This window comes from Blastococcus brunescens (assembly GCF_035320885.1).
In the GTDB taxonomy this organism is placed as follows: Bacteria; Actinomycetota; Actinomycetes; order Mycobacteriales; family Geodermatophilaceae; genus Blastococcus_B; species Blastococcus_B brunescens.
Window position 1 is genome coordinate 1,044,562 of sequence record NZ_CP141261.1, and the last position, 15,037, is coordinate 1,059,598.

The 15,037-nt window shown below is 69.2% G+C and carries 18 protein-coding genes and 3 pseudogenes; 14 read left to right on the forward strand and 7 right to left on the reverse strand.

The window, feature by feature from the left end:
• Window positions 1–83: 83 nt before the first annotated feature.
• From U6N30_RS07095 to U6N30_RS07110, 4 genes are all read left to right on the forward strand, one after another.
• Window positions 84–1,133, forward strand: coding sequence for a hypothetical protein (locus tag U6N30_RS07095; protein WP_324276715.1), 1,050 nt, complete (start codon window positions 84–86; stop codon window positions 1,131–1,133).
• 662 nt (window positions 1,134–1,795) lie between these two features.
• Window positions 1,796–2,944 carry a zinc-dependent alcohol dehydrogenase gene (locus U6N30_RS07100; protein WP_324276716.1) on the forward strand — a complete coding sequence of 383 codons (1,149 nt, stop codon included), beginning with the start codon at window positions 1,796–1,798 and terminating at the stop codon, window positions 2,942–2,944.
• Window positions 2,945–2,959: 15 nt separating this feature from the next.
• A complete protein-coding gene (locus U6N30_RS07105; protein ID WP_324276717.1) occupies window positions 2,960–3,280 on the forward strand; it encodes a hypothetical protein in 321 nt (106 codons plus the stop codon).
• Between the two features lie 85 nt (window positions 3,281–3,365).
• Complete coding sequence (locus U6N30_RS07110) at window positions 3,366–3,533, forward strand: hypothetical protein (protein WP_324276718.1); 168 nt, start codon at window positions 3,366–3,368, stop codon at window positions 3,531–3,533.
• 574 nt (window positions 3,534–4,107) lie between these two features.
• Here U6N30_RS07110 and U6N30_RS07115 read toward each other — a convergent pair.
• Entirely contained in the window at window positions 4,108–4,437 is a 330-nt protein-coding gene (locus tag U6N30_RS07115; protein WP_012948661.1) for a type II toxin-antitoxin system PemK/MazF family toxin, read from the reverse strand.
• The gene (locus U6N30_RS07120) at window positions 4,434–4,670 is read right to left on the reverse strand and encodes a type II toxin-antitoxin system VapB family antitoxin (RefSeq protein ID WP_324276719.1); all 237 of its coding nucleotides are present in this window, start codon (window positions 4,668–4,670) and stop codon (window positions 4,434–4,436) included. Before U6N30_RS07120 ends, U6N30_RS07115 begins: the two co-directional genes overlap by 4 nt.
• 812 nt (window positions 4,671–5,482) lie before the next feature.
• On the opposite strand from U6N30_RS07120, the gene U6N30_RS07125 reads away from it, so the two are divergent.
• The 10 genes and pseudogenes from U6N30_RS07125 (at window position 5,483) to U6N30_RS07165 (ending at window position 11,095) form a co-directional block, all read left to right on the forward strand.
• The gene (locus U6N30_RS07125; RefSeq protein WP_324276720.1) at window positions 5,483–6,322 is read left to right on the forward strand and encodes a Bug family tripartite tricarboxylate transporter substrate binding protein; all 840 of its coding nucleotides are present in this window, start codon (window positions 5,483–5,485) and stop codon (window positions 6,320–6,322) included.
• Complete coding sequence (locus U6N30_RS07130) at window positions 6,319–6,519, forward strand: hypothetical protein (RefSeq protein WP_324276721.1); 201 nt, start codon at window positions 6,319–6,321, stop codon at window positions 6,517–6,519. Before U6N30_RS07125 ends, U6N30_RS07130 begins: the two co-directional genes overlap by 4 nt.
• A gap of 78 nt (window positions 6,520–6,597) precedes the next feature.
• Window positions 6,598–6,819, forward strand: a complete 222-nt coding sequence (locus U6N30_RS07135) for a hypothetical protein (RefSeq protein WP_324276722.1) — start codon at window positions 6,598–6,600, stop codon at window positions 6,817–6,819.
• A 73-nt stretch (window positions 6,820–6,892) separates the two neighbouring features.
• Window positions 6,893–7,141: a tripartite tricarboxylate transporter TctB family protein gene (locus tag U6N30_RS07140; RefSeq protein WP_324276723.1), complete on the forward strand. Its 249-nt coding sequence runs from the start codon at window positions 6,893–6,895 to the stop codon at window positions 7,139–7,141.
• Window positions 7,138–8,665, forward strand: a pseudogene (locus U6N30_RS07145) (tripartite tricarboxylate transporter permease). The gene U6N30_RS07140 and the pseudogene U6N30_RS07145 overlap by 4 nt, the downstream one beginning before the upstream one ends.
• Before the next feature lie 109 nt (window positions 8,666–8,774).
• Window positions 8,775–9,113, forward strand: a pseudogene (locus U6N30_RS33520) (acyl-CoA dehydrogenase family protein); the annotation flags it as partial.
• Between the two features lie 32 nt (window positions 9,114–9,145).
• Complete coding sequence (locus U6N30_RS07150; protein WP_324276724.1) at window positions 9,146–9,346, forward strand: acyl-CoA dehydrogenase family protein; 201 nt, start codon at window positions 9,146–9,148, stop codon at window positions 9,344–9,346.
• 23 nt (window positions 9,347–9,369) lie between these two features.
• Window positions 9,370–9,921: an acyl-CoA dehydrogenase family protein gene (locus U6N30_RS07155; protein WP_324276725.1), complete on the forward strand. Its 552-nt coding sequence runs from the start codon at window positions 9,370–9,372 to the stop codon at window positions 9,919–9,921.
• Between the two features lie 109 nt (window positions 9,922–10,030).
• Window positions 10,031–10,557: pseudogene (locus U6N30_RS07160) on the forward strand (CoA transferase).
• Window positions 10,558–10,588: 31 nt separating this feature from the next.
• Window positions 10,589–11,095 carry a CoA transferase gene (locus U6N30_RS07165; protein WP_324276726.1) on the forward strand — a complete coding sequence of 169 codons (507 nt, stop codon included), beginning with the start codon at window positions 10,589–10,591 and terminating at the stop codon, window positions 11,093–11,095.
• 468 nt (window positions 11,096–11,563) lie between these two features.
• Here the strand turns inward: U6N30_RS07165 and U6N30_RS07170 are convergent, their stop codons facing one another.
• The 5 genes from U6N30_RS07170 to U6N30_RS07190 all read right to left on the reverse strand — a co-directional run bounded on the left by U6N30_RS07170 (window position 11,564) and on the right by U6N30_RS07190 (window position 14,930).
• Window positions 11,564–12,163, reverse strand: coding sequence for an enoyl-CoA hydratase/isomerase family protein (locus U6N30_RS07170; protein WP_324276727.1), 600 nt, complete (start codon window positions 12,161–12,163; stop codon window positions 11,564–11,566).
• Between the two features lie 343 nt (window positions 12,164–12,506).
• Window positions 12,507–12,797 carry a hypothetical protein gene (locus tag U6N30_RS07175; RefSeq protein ID WP_324276728.1) on the reverse strand — a complete coding sequence of 97 codons (291 nt, stop codon included), beginning with the start codon at window positions 12,795–12,797 and terminating at the stop codon, window positions 12,507–12,509.
• 111 nt (window positions 12,798–12,908) lie between these two features.
• A complete protein-coding gene (locus U6N30_RS07180; protein ID WP_324276729.1) occupies window positions 12,909–13,643 on the reverse strand; it encodes a hypothetical protein in 735 nt (244 codons plus the stop codon).
• Complete coding sequence (locus tag U6N30_RS07185) at window positions 13,634–14,641, reverse strand: acetate--CoA ligase family protein (RefSeq protein ID WP_324276730.1); 1,008 nt, start codon at window positions 14,639–14,641, stop codon at window positions 13,634–13,636. The genes U6N30_RS07180 and U6N30_RS07185 overlap by 10 nt, the downstream gene beginning before the upstream one ends.
• Window positions 14,642–14,684: 43 nt before the next feature.
• Window positions 14,685–14,930: a hypothetical protein gene (locus tag U6N30_RS07190; protein ID WP_324276731.1), complete on the reverse strand. Its 246-nt coding sequence runs from the start codon at window positions 14,928–14,930 to the stop codon at window positions 14,685–14,687.
• Window positions 14,931–15,037: the final 107 nt, after the last annotated feature.

The window sequence follows — 15,037 nt, forward strand, 5'->3', positions numbered from 1 at the left end:
GAGACGCTGCGGGCCTACGGACGCTCGCGGACGGGGGCGGAGGAGCCGACGTCGCTCTGGCCCGGAGGCACGCCGAGTACTACGTGGAGCTTGCCGAGCGAGCGGCGCACGGCGTGCAGGGCCCGGATGAGCGGGCGTGGGTGGAGGAGGCCCTGGCCGACTACGACAATGTCCGTGCCGCGTTCGTCCAGCATTGCGCAGACCGCGACTGGGACCTGGCCGTGCGGCTGGTGGCGGCCGTGCCCGAGCTGGTGCACCTCCGGATCGGGTACGAGGCCTCCGGTTGGGCCGAGCGGGTGCTGGCCGACGCCGACCCCCACCATCCCCGGTACGTCGCGGCCGTAGGGGCCGCCTCCCGGGGGCGTGGAACCGCGGTGAGTTCGCCCTGGCCGCGAGCTTGGCGCGCCGGGCGGACGGCCGGCTGCCGCCCGCGGGCAGCGCGCGCATCGCGTACCCGGGGACGTGCTCGCCGACGTCGCGCTCTACGAGGGGACGTGGACCGCGCCCTGCGGCACTACGCCGCCGCGGCGGAGCGCGCCCGCGCAGACGGCGAGCGGATCCGCCTGGTGTGGACGCTGTACTACGTCGCGGTGTGCCAGGCGGTGCGCCGGGAACCGCAGAAAGGGGTTGCGGCCGCGCAAGAGTGCCTCGACGTGGCAGAGGAGACGGCCAACCCGACGGCGCGTTCGATGGCCCGTTACGCACTCGGCCTCGTGCTGAAGAAGTCGGAGCCCGAGCGGGCGTTGACCTTCCTCGACGAGGCCGCCGAGCTGGCGGCATCCGTGCGCAACTTCTGGTGGCACGGGATCGCGATGATGGAGGCGGCCGCGACCCGCGCGGTGCACGGCGATCCGGTGGCGGCCGCGCGCGCGTTCCTCACCGTGCTCGACCACTGGGACAAGGTCGGGGACGCGACACAGCAGTGGTTGAACTTGCGCTACGTGGCGCGACTGCTGAACCGCGTCGACGCCGGGTTCGATGCGGCGAGCCTGCACGCCTTCCTCGTCGCCGCGGGCAAACCCTCACCCCTGGGCCCGGAGAGGACGCCGGAGGCCGGACCTCGACCCGGGTCGGTGGTGTCCACGGCGGCGGCCGTCGCGCACGCCCGGGCCGCCCTCCGCCGGGTCGCCTGAGGCTGCATCCGCCGTGCCCCGAGCGTGGGACGCGTCGTGTCGCGCGCTGAGTCGGCCCCGGAGTCGACCCCGGAGGTCCTCCCACGTGCACCGACCCGGGGCGGGACACTGGCCGGCGCGCCCCAGTGGGAGCTGGGAATCGCCAGCCGGAACTGCCGGAGCGGAACAACCCGACGACCACCGCGGCCAGGCTGGCCACGGCGGCGATGAGGACGGCGGTGTCGGTGACGTGCGACCGCCCCTCCTCCTCGGCGAGCCGCTCGTGCCCTCGTGGTCCTGGTGTCAGCTCAGCCGCCACACCAGGCCGGGATCCCGGTCGCCGCGACGGTCCAGCCGACCAGCACCGAGAGTTCCGGTGACACGAGCACGCCGACCGCGACTCCTCCAAGGGAGCCTGCCGCGAGGCAGAGCAGCAGACGACGCCACGAGAGAATCCTGCGTTCGGGACGCGGATCATCACTCGGCAGCGCGACGGTGCGGAAGGGTCCGGTCAGCGTGGACCGGATTCTCCGCGTGCGCTGCCGTGACCCGCCCGGCGGGCCTGTCGGGTGGCGGGAGTGCGGGGCGCGGCGGAGAGTCGAGTGGTGGCCGCCCCTCAGCCCCGGGAGTGACCGTCCACTGCTGGGGGCCGTCTCGCCCGCAGCCGCTGCGGAGGAACGCCGATGCGTGCGATGGTCTATCGAGGGCCGTACAAGATCAGGGTCGAGGAGAAGGACATCCCCTCGATCGAGCACCCCAACGACGCGATCGTGCGCGTCACGCTGGGGGCCATCTGCGGCTCTGACCTGCACCTCTATCACGGGATGATGCCCGACACCCGGGTCGGGATGACGTTCGGGCACGAGTTCATCGGCGTGGTCCACGAGGTGGGCTCGTCGGTGCGGAACCTGAAGGTCGGCGACCGGGTGATGGTGCCGTTCAACATCTTCTGTGGTTCGTGCTGGTTCTGCGCCCGCGGGCTGTACTCCAACTGCCACAACGTCAATCCGAATGCGACGGCGGTCGGCGGCATCTACGGCTACTCGCACACCTGCGGTGGGTACGACGGCGGGCAGTCGCAGTTCGTTCGCGTGCCCTTCGCCGACGTCGGGCCAGCGCTGATCCCGGAGTGGATGGACGACGAGGACGCCGTGCTGCTGACCGACGCGGTGCCCACCGGCTACTTCGGCGCGCAGCTGGGCGAGATCGTCGAGGGTGACGTGGTCGTCGTCTTCGGAGCCGGACCGGTCGGGCTGGTCGCCGCGAGATCCGCCTGGTTGATGGGTGCCGGCCGGGTGATCGTGATCGACCACCTCGAGTACCGGCTGGAGAAGGCCCGGTCGTTCGCCCACGCCGAGACCTACAACTTCACCGAGTACGACGACATCGTCGTGGAGATGAAGAAGACCACCGACCACCTCGGCGCGGACGTGGCCATCGACGCGGTCGGCGCCGAGGCGGACGGCAATTTCCTGCAGCACGTCACCTCCGCCAAGTTCAAGCTGCAGGGTGGCTCGCCCGTGGCGCTGAACTGGGCGATCGATTCGGTGCGCAAGGGCGCCACGGTCTCCGTCGTCGGCGCCTACGGCCCGCTGTTCAGCGCGGTGAAGTTCGGCGACGCGATGAACAAGGGGCTCACCCTGCGGATGAACCAGTGCCCCGTGAAGCGCCAGTGGCCCCGCCTGTTCGAGCACGTGCGCAACGGCTACCTCAAGCCGAGCGAGCTGGTGACGCACCGCTTCCCGCTCGAGCACATCGCCGAGGGCTACCACGTCTTCTCGGCCAAGCTGGACGGCTGCATCAAGCCGATCGTCGTGCCGAGCGCGGCCTGACAGGGAACCGGAACCATGGCTTACACACCGCACAGGCCGCCGCTGGCGGAGTCCGCTGACCAGCTGCGGGCGCGCATCCCGGGTTGGGGCGCCGACCTCGACCCGAAGGACCGCCCCTCGGTCCCCAAGCTTCAGTTCCGGGAGGACCTCACCGGCGCGCACTGGGAGTTCCCCGACCGGCAACCGGAGAAGTGGCCCCGGGAGCGTTCGATCGAGCACAAATTCCTGACGCCGGTCTTCGGCACCGCATGCCCGCCGAAAGGCCTGTCCGGTGTACTGCGCAAGCTCTCCTACCGGAGGTACAGCGAGGGCGTGCCGCGCACTGGCTGCTGCTGATCGCGGCCGACCGGGTCGATGCCTGGGAGAGCCACCTCATGTCGTTCCTCAGCCTGCGTCCGGACAACCCGCTGACCGAGACCGGGTGCGCAGCGAGTTCACCCATCACGGCTTCGCGTCGCGCGTCGGTACCAAGCGGGCCGACCTCGCGCACCAGCCCCTGGATCCGGTGATCGTGGCCGGGCCGTGGGTGGCCGCAGGCGCCGCCGCGTACGTCGGTGTGCGAACCGTGGTCAGGTCGCTCCGGCGCTGACGGGCGCTGAGGCGCGACGTAGGTCGCGCTGACTGCTGCATCCCTCGGCTCGGAAGCGGAGATCCGCGTGGATTCCTGGGACGTGCTCGCCGACGCGGCGGAGAACCTCTATCCAGCGCGGATGCAGATGGCGCTGTCGCTGGGTTAGCTGTCCTCGTAGCGGGGTGGACGCCGCGGATCGCCTGAACAGATGCGGTGTCATGGGACACCTGTGAACGGTGTCCAGCAAGTTCGCAGTGGAGCGGGTGACCGGGATCGAACCGGCATGGCCAGCTTGGAAGGCTGGGGACTCCAAGGGTCATCTTTGCTGCTCAGCGCCGAGCCAGGCGCATGTCGTGCCTTCCACGTGCCTTTGCGAAAAGTGGTCACCGGACGGCTCTTCTCCTTCGGTCGTTCAGTGGCCGGTCGAGGGCTGCGGTCCGCGGCGCCATCGCCACCCACGCCGGCCCAGAGAAGCGCGTCCCCTGTTGCCCTTCCCTGTCCGGGACGACCTCTGGGACCGGAGGTCGGCACGGTGGCGGACTTGCATGTGCCGCTGCGCTGCGAACTCTTGGGGTTATTCGCCGAGACAGCGTCAGTCCGCGCAGTCGACGGCGACGGCGAGTGCTCCGCAGATTTGCCGCATGCGTGTGTCGGCCAACCGTCCGAGCCGCTCAACGAGGACCGCGACAGAGACGCTCTCGACCGAGTCCATGTTGACCACGCAGCGGCGGGGTACCGGGTCCTCGCCGGGCTCGAGTCCGACTTCGCTGACGAGGCCGCGGATCGTGGTGGTGCAGGGCGCGACGAGTGCGCGCCGGTGTCGGGGGATCACTGCGTCGCGGGAAAGGACGACGACCGGGCGGCGCCCGATCTCGGCCATCTCGCACCACCAGACCTCACCGCGCGCGGGCAGCGTCGTCACGACCGTCCGGCGGCTTCGCGGAATGACGCCAGGTCACCCCACTCGTCCGGTTCGTCGAGCGGGTGTTCGTCGTACGCGGTGTAGCTCGCCTCGACTTCGGCTGAACGGTGGCGCGCCACCAGCGCGCGGAGCGCCTCATCGATCATGGCGGCGTCGGTGTCACCGGATCGCAGTCGTCGAGCGGTCTGAAGGAGGTCCTCGTCGACAGTGGTGCTGAGCCGTGTTCTACTCATGCCACAATCATGCCACGATCGTCGTCTCCAGCACTACGACGACGTCTGCATCAGTGTCCCGCAGGCTGCCAAACGGCGAGCCTGGCTTACCCGGCAGAGACGAACCACGACCGGACCCCCGCCCGGACATCCGTCGGAGCGTCAGTTGGAAGGCTCCACTGAAGCCGGTACGGGACATGGTTGCACCTGCGGACCGCAGCGATCAACCTCCGCCGCTGGTCTCTCGGGCTCACTGGCACCGCCGGTGAGTGGGCGCTGACCTCTTGACCAGCAGCGTCCACCCGACCACCGTGAACTGCGGGCAGGCCGACCTCTTGTCGCACCCAAGGGTGCTGACCTCACTGCAGCCAGACTGCAGAGGCGCCCTGCCCCTTTTCAGCCAGCTCCTAGGCGTCAGCGACGAGATTGCCGTGACGCGGCGACGCACGGTCGCTGTTGAGGGGTGAGCGACAGGTCTTCTGGCCTCCTCCAGTCGGGCTGCATTCGGCAGCCCTCCGCGCCGAGGCGAGGCAGTCCACCGTCAGGAGCCCTTCGGTGCTTCTCATGGAGAGCTAAAGCCGCACCGGCAGGCAACGAGCGGCGCCCGATGAGCCGCCAGTGAGGGTGCAGGTCGGCCGGGTGTTGTCAGCGGTGAATACTTGCTATACGTTCAGGAAGCACGCAACCGTGACACACCTCACCGAGGCCCTGCCAAGTGCCAGCTCCCCATCGAGGCGGGGGGCTTGGGATGGTCGCGCAGTGGGTGACGCCCTTTCCTTCAAACCGTCGCCGGATCTCGACGGCGGACCCGAACAGCCGAACGTCGCAGCCGAATGACGTACTCGACGACGAGGAGATCGATGATGAAGAAGCACGCTCTGCGCGGCACGATCGCGGCTGCCAGCGCCCTGGCCCTGGTCGCCTGCGGTAGCAACGGCGGTGGTGACAGCGGTGGTGGCGACAGCGGTGGCGAGGCCGGGGCTTGGGAGCCCAACCGGCCGATCACGTTCATCATCCCCTACGGCACGGGTGGCTCGACCGACCCGGTCGGCCGCCAGTTCGCGTCCCTGCTGGCGGAGGAGCTCGGCGTCGAGGTCATCGTGGAGAACCGTGAGGGCGGTGCCGGCACAATCGGCATCACCGGGATGGTGACCGCGCAGCCGGACTGCTACACGCTCGGGCTGGCCAACCAGACCGCCCTCGTCAATCAGCCCATGCTTAATGCGGATCTCCCGTTCCAGACCACCGACGACTACACGCCGGTGATCAAGCTGGGTGACATCCCGGTGGTGCTGGCGGTCGATGCGGATGCGCCGTGGCAGACGCTCGAGGAGTTCCTGGCCGCGGCCGAGGCCGACCCGAACGGCATCGGGTACGCCCACTCAGGCGCTGGCGGGACACCGGACACCAACGCCAAGCTGCTGGAGATCCGGTCGGGTATCGAGCTCAACCGGGTGCCGTTCAGCGGCGGTGGCGGTGAGGCGCTGACCGCGACCATTTCCGGTGAGATCGCCTCGGTCGGGACTTACTACCCGTCGATGCAGGGCTTCGTGGACTCCGGCGATCTGCGTCCGCTGGGCGTCTTTTACGACGAGCCTTACGCGGCGGCTCCCGATCTGCCGCTGATCGGGGAGGAGTACGAGGTGCGGCGCTGCCGACGGGGTTCTATGTGATCGCGCCGGCCGACCTCGACGAGAGCTGCCGCGACACCCTGGTCGAGGTCTCGAAGCAGGTCGTTGAATCGGATGCGTTCGCGCAGTTCGCAGAGGAGAACGGCTACGTCCTCGACCCGATCCAGCTCGACGAGCTTGCTCAGGAGATCGACGACTACCGGCCCCTCTTCGAGGAGATCGAGGGCTCCGACGCCTGATCCGGCGTACGGGTCCGGTCACGCCTGCTCCGGTTGGGCGCGACCGGAGCCCTCCGTCGACCCACACGAAAGGGATCCATGAGTCAGCAGAGCGCCGCTGACGCCGAAATCGACACACGTCGGCCTTTCCTGGACGGCAAGCGCAAGGGCCGGATGATCGCGGGGGCGATCGGCCTCCTCGTCGGGGCCTGGTTCGCCTGGTACACGTGGGCCAACGTCCCCATGGGGACCGGGGACCGGCCGGGTGCGGGGTGTTCCCGCTGGTCGTCGGCCTCGGTCTGGTCCTCACGTCGGTGCTGACCATCGTGGAGGCCTGGCGGACCGAAGCGGTCACCGGTGAGCTCCGGGTGCCCACGGGGAGAAGCGCCGGACGGTGCTGCTCCTGGCGGCGGGCCTCGTCGCCTTCGTGGCGCTGTACCAGTTCCTCGGCCAGTACGTCGGCGCGTCGCTGTTCATGATCTTCGCGCTGTCCGTGCTCGGCAATCGTTCGTGGCCGCGCAACGTCCTCTACGGGCTGGCGATCGGCCTGGGCATCTCCGCCTTCTTCATGGAGCTGCTTGGGGTGCGCCTGCCCATGGGCGTCACGGGGCCGACGGGCCTGCTGGGAGGGCTGTTCTGGTGAACCCCGTCGAGGGACTCCTCTACGGCCTGGATCTGGTCTTCACGTTCGAGCTGCTGCTCGCGGCCTTCGTCGGCGCGGCGGCCGGCACCGCGATCGGTGTCCTGCCCGGCCTAGGCCCGGTGGCCGGCGCGGCGCTCATCCTGCCGCTCACCTTCACCCTGCCGCCGGCCGCGGGCTGATCATGATCGCCGGCGTCTACGCCGGGTCGATGTACGGCGGGTCGACTACGTCGGTCCTCATGAACATGCCGGGCGAGGCCGCCTCGGTGGTCACCGCCATCGACGGCTACGAGATGACCCGGCAGGGCCGGGCCGGGGCCGCGTTGTCGATCATGGCCGTCGGGTCGTTCATCGCCGGGACGATCGCCATCATCCTCGTCACGCTCATGTCGCCGCTGCTGGCCAACGTGGCGCTGCTCTTCGGGCCTGCGGAGTACCTGGCGCTGACCGGCGGCGGGCTGCTGGTCCTGGCGCGGGTCGCCGGCGGCAGTCCGGGCAGCGGGTACTTCCCGATGGTCATCGGCGTCCTGCTGGGCACCGTCGGGGTGGAGCAGATCACCGGCATCTTCCGCTTCACGTTCGGTCTGCAGGAGCTGGCCCTCGGGTTCTCGCTGGTGCCGGTCGCGGTCGGTCTCTACGGCATCGCGGAGATCTTCCTCATCATGGAGGACCCCGGTCGCGCCGCCACGGTGCGCAGCGTCAAGCTGCGCGAGTTGCTGCCGTCCCGCGAGGACTGGCGGCGGGCCTGGGCTCCGTGGGGCCGCGGATCGTTGATCGGGTTCTTCTTCGGCCTGCTCCCGGGTCCCTCCGCGACCCTGTCGAGCTTCGCCTCCTACCGCACGGAGAAGGCGCTCTCCAAGCACCGTGACGAGCTCGGCAAGGGTGCCGTGGAGGGGTCGCGGGGCCGGAGGCGGCGAACAACGGCGCGGCCGTCGGCAGCCTCGTCCCGCTGCTGTCCCTGGGGCTGCCGTTCTCGGCCACGTTCGCGCTCATGCTCGCCGCGATGGTGGTGCAGGGCATCCAGCCCGGACCGCTGCTGATCGAGCAGCGCCCGGACATCTTCTGGAGCCTCATCGCGTCGATGTACGTCGCCAACGTGATGCTGCTGATCCTCAACCTGCCGCTCGTCGGCGTCTGGGTGAGCCTGCTGCGCATCCCGAAGAGCATGCTGATGCCCGGCATCCTCGTCATCGCCGTCCTCGGCGCCTACAGCACCCGCAACAGCATGCTCGACGTCTGGGTGCTGGTGGTCATGGGCGTGGTCGGCTACCTGCTGCGGAAGCTCGACTTCGCGCTCGCCTCGCTGATCGTCGGCCTCGTGCTGGGTCCGTTCATCGAGAAACACTTCCGCGAGGGCATGTTCCTCAGCCGGGGCGACCTGACGTATTTCCTGGAGAGCGGCATCGCGATCGCCATCTGGGTCGTCGCGCTGGTCGTGATGTTCGGCGGACCGATCTGGAAGCTGGTCCGTCGTCGGCTCATGGGCGCCGAGGGCGACAAAGTCAAGCTCGAGGTCGAGGACTGAGTACCAGCAACGGGCGTTGGCCGGCGTCCGCGAGGAGTCCTGGCCCACCATCACCGAGCGCCGCTGATCTAGCAAACGACCGGAACCCCACAATCAAGGAGGACATGACGTGAATTTCAGGCTCGACGAGGACCAGGCGGCGTTCGCGGCCGCGGTGCGGGACTTCGCCCGCTCGGAGCTGCGCGACTCGGCGGTGGAGCTGGCGCACGCGCCTGGCTATCCGTGGGACGTGGCGAAGAAGCTGGCCAAGAACAACCTGCTCGGCCTGACGTTGCGCGAGGAGGACGGCGGCCAGGGCGCGTCGCTCATGGACGCGGTGATCGCCATCCAGGAGGTCGCCTACGCCTCGCCCAAGGCGGCCGATATCGTGCAGGCCGGCAGCTTCGGCGCGATCCGGACGCTGGCGGAGTACGCGACCCCCGAGCAGAAGGAGCGCTTCCTCCCGGGCTGCTGTCCGGGGAGAAGCTCATCTCGCTGGGGATGTCGGAGTCCGAGGCCGGTTCCGCGGCGACCGAGTTGCGCACCAGCGCCGTCCAGGACGGCGACGAGTACGTCATCAACGGGACGAAGATCTTCGGGACGCACAGCCCCGAGGCCACGCTCTTCCTGGTCTACGTCCGGTTCGGTCCCGGGACGTCGAACATCGGCTCGGTGCTGGTGGAGCGGGACACCCCGGGTTAACCGTCGGCGCCAAGCACGAGTACATGAGCGGCGAGGAGTGGTCGGAGCTGGTCTTCGAGGACTGCCGGATCCCGGCCGAGAACGTGCTGCTGGGGCCCGGCGGGTTCAAGAAGCAGATCTCCGGCTTCAACGTCGAGCGGATCGGCAACTCCGCGCGCGCCCTGGCGCTGGGCCGCTACGCCTACGAGGAGGCGCGCGAGCACGCATTGGTCCGCGAGCAGTTCGGCAAGGCGCTGTGCGAGTTCCAGGGCCTGCAGTGGAAGTTCGCCGACATGGCGGTCAAGCTCGATTCCGCGCAGCTGCTGCTCTACCGGGCTGCCACCAACGCCGACGAGGGAGGGATCCCCTCGGCGTACGACACCTCGGTGGCGAAGCTCGCCTGCAACACCGCCGGCTTCGAGTGCGCCAACGAGTCGCTGCAGGTGCTGGGCGGTCTGGGTTACTCGACCGACTCGCTGGTGGAGTACTGCTTGCGCCGCACTCGAGGCTGGATGATCGCCGGCGGCTCCCTCGAGATGCTGCGCAATCGCATCGCCGAGACGGTGTTCGACCGCCGCTTCGACCAGAGGCGCTGACGTGGCATCCGACGACGTCCGGGGCCGCGTCCGGGATCCCGGAGGGCCCCTGGCCGAGCTCACCGTCCTGGAGCTGGGCGGTCGTGGACCGGTGCCCTTCGCCGGGGCGATGCTGGGTGACCACGGCGCCGACGTGATCCGGGTCGATCGCCCGCCGAGTGGGGCCCATGCCAGCCGCCTCGAACACGATGCCCATCCACTGCGTCGCGGGAAGAAGTCCATTGCGCTCGACATCAGGACCGAGCAAGGCAGAGAGTCGCTGCGGCGGCTCCTGCCCGGGGTGGACGTCGTGATCGAGGGCTTCCGGCCGGGGTCGCAGCCCGCCTCGGGTTCTCCGCCCAGGAATGCTGGTCGATCAACGATCAGATCGTGTACGGCAGCGTCACTGGCTGGGGAGGCCGAGGCCCCCTTTCCGAGCGGGCCGGCCATGACATCAACTACATCGGGCTCGCAGGGGTCCTCGGGGCGATCGGGGGTGACGACGCGGGCCCCTTCCCTCCGTTGAACATCGTCGGTGACTACGGCGGCGGGGCGATGCTGGCTTTCGGCGTCCTCAGTGGCTTGGAAGAGCGCCGGCGGACGGGGCGGGGACTGTCGTCTCCACCTCGATCTTCGAGAGCAGCCTCTACTTCATGAGCAGGACGTTTGCCTTCCACGGCCAAGGGCGGTGGACCGACGCCCTTGGCGCGAACGACCTCCAGGGGCCGCGCCGTACTACACCACCTATCGCACGGCCGACGGCCGGTTCCTCGCGGTCGGGGCCATCGAGGAGGTCTTCTACACAACGTTCGTGGCCGGCCTGGGGCTTGATCCGTCCGACATCCCCGACCGACGGGACCGGAAGAACTGGTCCGCTCTACGGGAGATGTTCGGCCGCATCCTCGCGACGCGGCCCCGCGGACACTGGGAGGACGTCTTCTCGGACGTGGATGCATGCGTGACCCCTGTCTTGTCGCTGCACGAGGCGACGGTGCACGCGCAGACGCGAGCCGTCCTCGACGGCAACTCACCCGCGGAGGCAGTGCCCCTGACGGATGGAACGGTGAAGCGGTCCGACGCCCCACCGGCCCCAGGGAAACACACCGCATCGATCTTGAGGGATCGCGCGGGATGCACGCGCTCAGCCATCGGCGAGATGCTCCGGAGTTCGACGGCCTACCAGTCTCCGGGCTGAGTCTCGGACGTTGATCCGGCCGACCGCTGGACTCTCAATAGCACCGTGCCCCGAGGCTCGGTGTTCCCAGTCGCTCGGGGAGCATCCAAAAGGAGCGTCCCGGGGTCCGATGAAGCGCTCTGGGGCGAGCAACGGCGGGGATGGCCGGCGCCGGTCTGACATGCATCCTGGAGCTCGGCAGTGACTCCCCGGCGGCGGCTGCGCCACTCCTGCGGACATCGCCGCGGCCACGGCAGGCCTCCTACGGGTCTACGCTCAGCCGTCGGGGATGCGGTAGGCATTCCGGCGAAGGACACAGCAGATTCATGGACGGCTGCATGGCTTGATTACGTCGGCCGATGCCCGGTCGCCGGCCCACGTCGGACACTCGAACCAGGCGCCCCGACGGCGTCACGTATACGGACGCCGTCCACATGTCGGCCGGCCGCCGGGGACGCCTCAGATGGCGCCGATCGCGGTACGGAGCTCTTACTTGCTGCGGTTCACCAGCGCCTGCAGTCGCTGCTGAGCGTCGTCGGTCGAGATGCACAGCGCCTGCGCGGCGGCGTCCACAAGCCTGTGCCGGTCGCCGTCGACTCGCATGGCCTCCTTGGCGAGGCGCTGCGCCATCGGGGCACAGGCCGCGAGCTGTTGAAGTAGCTGGTCTAGGGCCGCGTCCAACCCGTCCGGCGAGTCCGTGCCGGCCAGACGCGAGGCGAGACCTATCGCCCGTGCCTCCTCGCCCGTGATGCGACGCCCGGTCAGCACCAGATCGGTAGCCGCACCGGCACCGACCAACGTCGACAGCCGCGTCAGTCCACCCGCGCTCGGGATCAGTCCCAGGCGCGCTTCCGGCAGTCCCCACAGTGCGTCGGCGGTGGTAATCCTGAAGTCGCACGCCAACGCCAGCTCGCATCCGCCACCCAGTGCGGCGCCAGCGACCACGGCGACCGTCGGGTACGGGTGGTCGGCAATGCGTTGGAAGAGTCTGCTGTTGATCCGGCCCAGGCTGTCGTGCAGGGTCCGCTTCAACAGCGACGGGATGTCGGTCCCGGCGACGAACATCCCCGGGGTGACGCTTCTGAACACCAGAGGGAGCGGTGTCTCGGCATAGTGGTCCAAGATTTCCCGAGTGCACGGCTCATGTCCACGTTCAGGGCGTTGCGGCGCTCCGGCCGAGCGAACAGAACCGTCACCGCGGTCTCGTCCGTCCGGACCACCAGGGGGCGTCGGGCTCACGCATCTCATCACTAGACAGTGTCATTCCAGTTCTCCTCACCGGGTGTGCATGCTCTGATCTGGGTTGGGTCCGTGTCGCTCCGGTCACGGACCCGGGACGGATCGGCCATGTCCGGCGCGGACGAGGATCACCGGCGGCGCCCCATGCGCGGGGGCTCTCGGGGCGCTACCCCACAGGCCGACCGGCGCGAGCTCAGCTGCGCCGGTCGGCATCTGAGCCGCGGAGGCGATCGAGATGGTCGGCGACGAGGCACATGGCGTTCACGGCCGCGTGCGGCGATTCGAAGACGGGGATGCCGACCTCGCGGTAGCGATCGTTGACCTCGGGCGAGAGCGTCGCGGGACCGAGTCGGCTGGCGACCACCCGGAGGCCGCGCTCCCGATAGATCTCGATGATCTGGTCGGCCGTGGTCACCGCCGACGGCCCGGCCTGGGTGCCGAACGGGAAGTACAGCAAGGACTCCGGCAGATGGTCCACCACCACGCGGAGCGCCTTGGGAACACGCCTGGGTCCATGACGGCGTCGAAGGTGACGTCGATCGGGTTCGCGATGGTGGCGTAGGCCGGCAACGTGTCGCGCAGCGTGGCGGCGACCTCAGGGGAGGGGCGGCAGCGTGCGTCCCCGACGTGCGAACTCCTCGGCGGTGATGCTGCACGACCCGCCGCTGGTCGAGATCGCGGTCACGCTCGTCGGTGGGCGACTCTCGGACCAGAGGCCCGCGTACGCCGTGGCGGCGACCTTGAGGACGTCGAAGAGCTCCGAGACCGTGTCGGTGACGAGGACACCGTGCTGCGTCAGCATGTGCATGAGCACGGCGTGCGTGCCGGACACCGCGGCCGTGTGGGAGCTTGCTGCTGACTTGCCGGCGTCGGTCTGGCCGATGCAGTAGGCGGCCACGAACTTGCCGTGCGCCCGAGCGGAGTCCAGCGCCGCCAGGAGGCGGTCGCCGTCTCTGATCCCCTCGATGAACAGGCCGATGACCTCGACGGCCTCGTCCGCGGCGAAAGCCTCCACGACGTGGTGGAGGCGAACCCGGGCCTCGTTCCCGGTGGGGATCCAGTAGCGCAGACCGAGGTGCTCCTCGAAGCACCGGCCGACGAGATAGCTCCCGATCGAGCCGCTCTGTGTGGTCAGGGCGATGGTGCCCCCGTGCTCCGCGGGACGCATTCCTGCGGTGCGCACGGAGGTGGCGCGCAGTCGCGCCGGCGTCGTCAGGTAGCCGGCGGTGTTCGGGCCGACGACCGCATGACGGCTGCTCGCGATGGCGTCCTCCATCGCGGCGCGAGCAGGGTTGCCGCTCTCGGGTAGCGACGTGATGGTCACGACCATCCCGACGTCCAGACGCTCGAGGTCCTGGAGGACGCTGGGCACCGCGCTCGGGGGACGGTGACCACGACGACGTCGATCCGGCTCCCGTCGGCCAGCGCGTCGAACGACGTCGCGCGCAGGCCGTGCACTTCGCGCGCGGCCGGGTGGATCACGAAGAGCTCTCCGTCGAAGCCGCATTCGCTGATCATCCGGACGATGCCGTAACCATTTCCCGAGGCGTTGCGGGAAACCCCCACCACGGCCACGGACCGGGGAGCGAGGCCGCGCAAGACGCCGGCGATCATCCGCTGCTCGTCGGGATCGGGGGCCCGCCCGTTCGTTGCGTCGTGCGGATGATCGAGGGTCACCAGAGCGTCGAGCACGACCAGAGAGTCATCCGGGACCAGGCGCACCGGATTGAGCTCGATGTCGCGAACGTCCGGCTCGACCTCAACGAGCCGGGCGAGTTCCCGGGCGAGCTGCACGAAGTCGGCGAACGTCGTCGTTGCGGACCACGCTGCCAGGCGCCGCTCCGGGATGGCGCCCGCCAGCGCATCCCGGACCGTCTGCTCCGAGATGTCGGCGGCTCGGATGAACGAGAGCGAGCCGTTGGACTCCACGTCACCGCCGCCGCGACCGACGACGCAGCACACGCCGAACGTCATGTCGTACATGGCGGAGAGAAACAGGTCCGTTCCGGCGCGCGCGAAGGGCTGGACCTGGAAGCCGTCGAGTGGCAGTCCAGCGGCCTGAACAGACGTCGCCATCGACCGGCACGCGGCGTCGACCTCGTCCAGCGAACGCAGATCATTCGCGACCGCGCCGACCGCGGCTTTGTGAGCGAGGCCCGCGGACACACCCTTGACGGACACGGGGAGGCCGACACGGTCGGCTGCCGACACGGCCGCATCGGCATCCGAAGCGAGCACCGACGGTACGAAGGGCGGACCGACCACGCAGCGAGCGAGCAGGTACTTGCGAGAATCGGTCTCGGATAGCACGACCGTGCGGTGGTTCATCTGTCACCTTTTCTGTGTCGCGTGGAGTCGGTCTCGGGATGGGTCATGCGGTGTCGACGAGGGTTGACGACGTGGGCGTCGATGGCTGGGAACAGCCGAAGTGCCTGATGGCCGGCGACCACCGGGCGGTGTCCGAGGCCGTGAACCGCAGCACGCTGCCGGCTCCTCGTAGGTGCCCGGTGACCGGCCCGGGCCGAGTGCAGTCCGGTTGGATGGCGTCCCGCGCCTCGACGGTCTGAAGAAGTCCGCCCATGCGCCGTGCTCCCACGGATGTGGCGGTACCGGTCATGGACTCCTCCGATGGGCGGGCGGCGCGGAGGCTTCGATTGTAGATGCTATACGTTCAGCAAGGAAGTTTTTTCGATGCGCCGGTCGCGCGGCTCCGGTCGACGTGGC

Coding starts and splice junctions, on each gene's coding strand:
- U6N30_RS07100 (WP_324276716.1), top strand. CDS start 1,796: ATGCGTGCGATGGTCTATCGAGGGCCGTACAAGATCAGGGTCGAGGAG.
- U6N30_RS07105 (WP_324276717.1), top strand. CDS start 2,960: ATGGCTTACACACCGCACAGGCCGCCGCTGGCGGAGTCCGCTGACCAG.
- U6N30_RS07120 (WP_324276719.1), bottom strand. CDS start 4,670: ATGAGTAGAACACGGCTCAGCACCACTGTCGACGAGGACCTCCTTCAG.
- U6N30_RS07125 (WP_324276720.1), top strand. CDS start 5,483: ATGACGTACTCGACGACGAGGAGATCGATGATGAAGAAGCACGCTCTG.
- U6N30_RS07135 (WP_324276722.1), top strand. CDS start 6,598: ATGAGTCAGCAGAGCGCCGCTGACGCCGAAATCGACACACGTCGGCCT.
- U6N30_RS07150 (WP_324276724.1), top strand. CDS start 9,146: ATGTCGGAGTCCGAGGCCGGTTCCGCGGCGACCGAGTTGCGCACCAGC.
- U6N30_RS07155 (WP_324276725.1), top strand. CDS start 9,370: ATGAGCGGCGAGGAGTGGTCGGAGCTGGTCTTCGAGGACTGCCGGATC.
- U6N30_RS07180 (WP_324276729.1), bottom strand. CDS start 13,643: ATGGTCGTGACCATCACGTCGCTACCCGAGAGCGGCAACCCTGCTCGC.
- U6N30_RS07185 (WP_324276730.1), bottom strand. CDS start 14,641: ATGAACCACCGCACGGTCGTGCTATCCGAGACCGATTCTCGCAAGTAC.
- U6N30_RS07190 (WP_324276731.1), bottom strand. CDS start 14,930: ATGACCGGTACCGCCACATCCGTGGGAGCACGGCGCATGGGCGGACTT.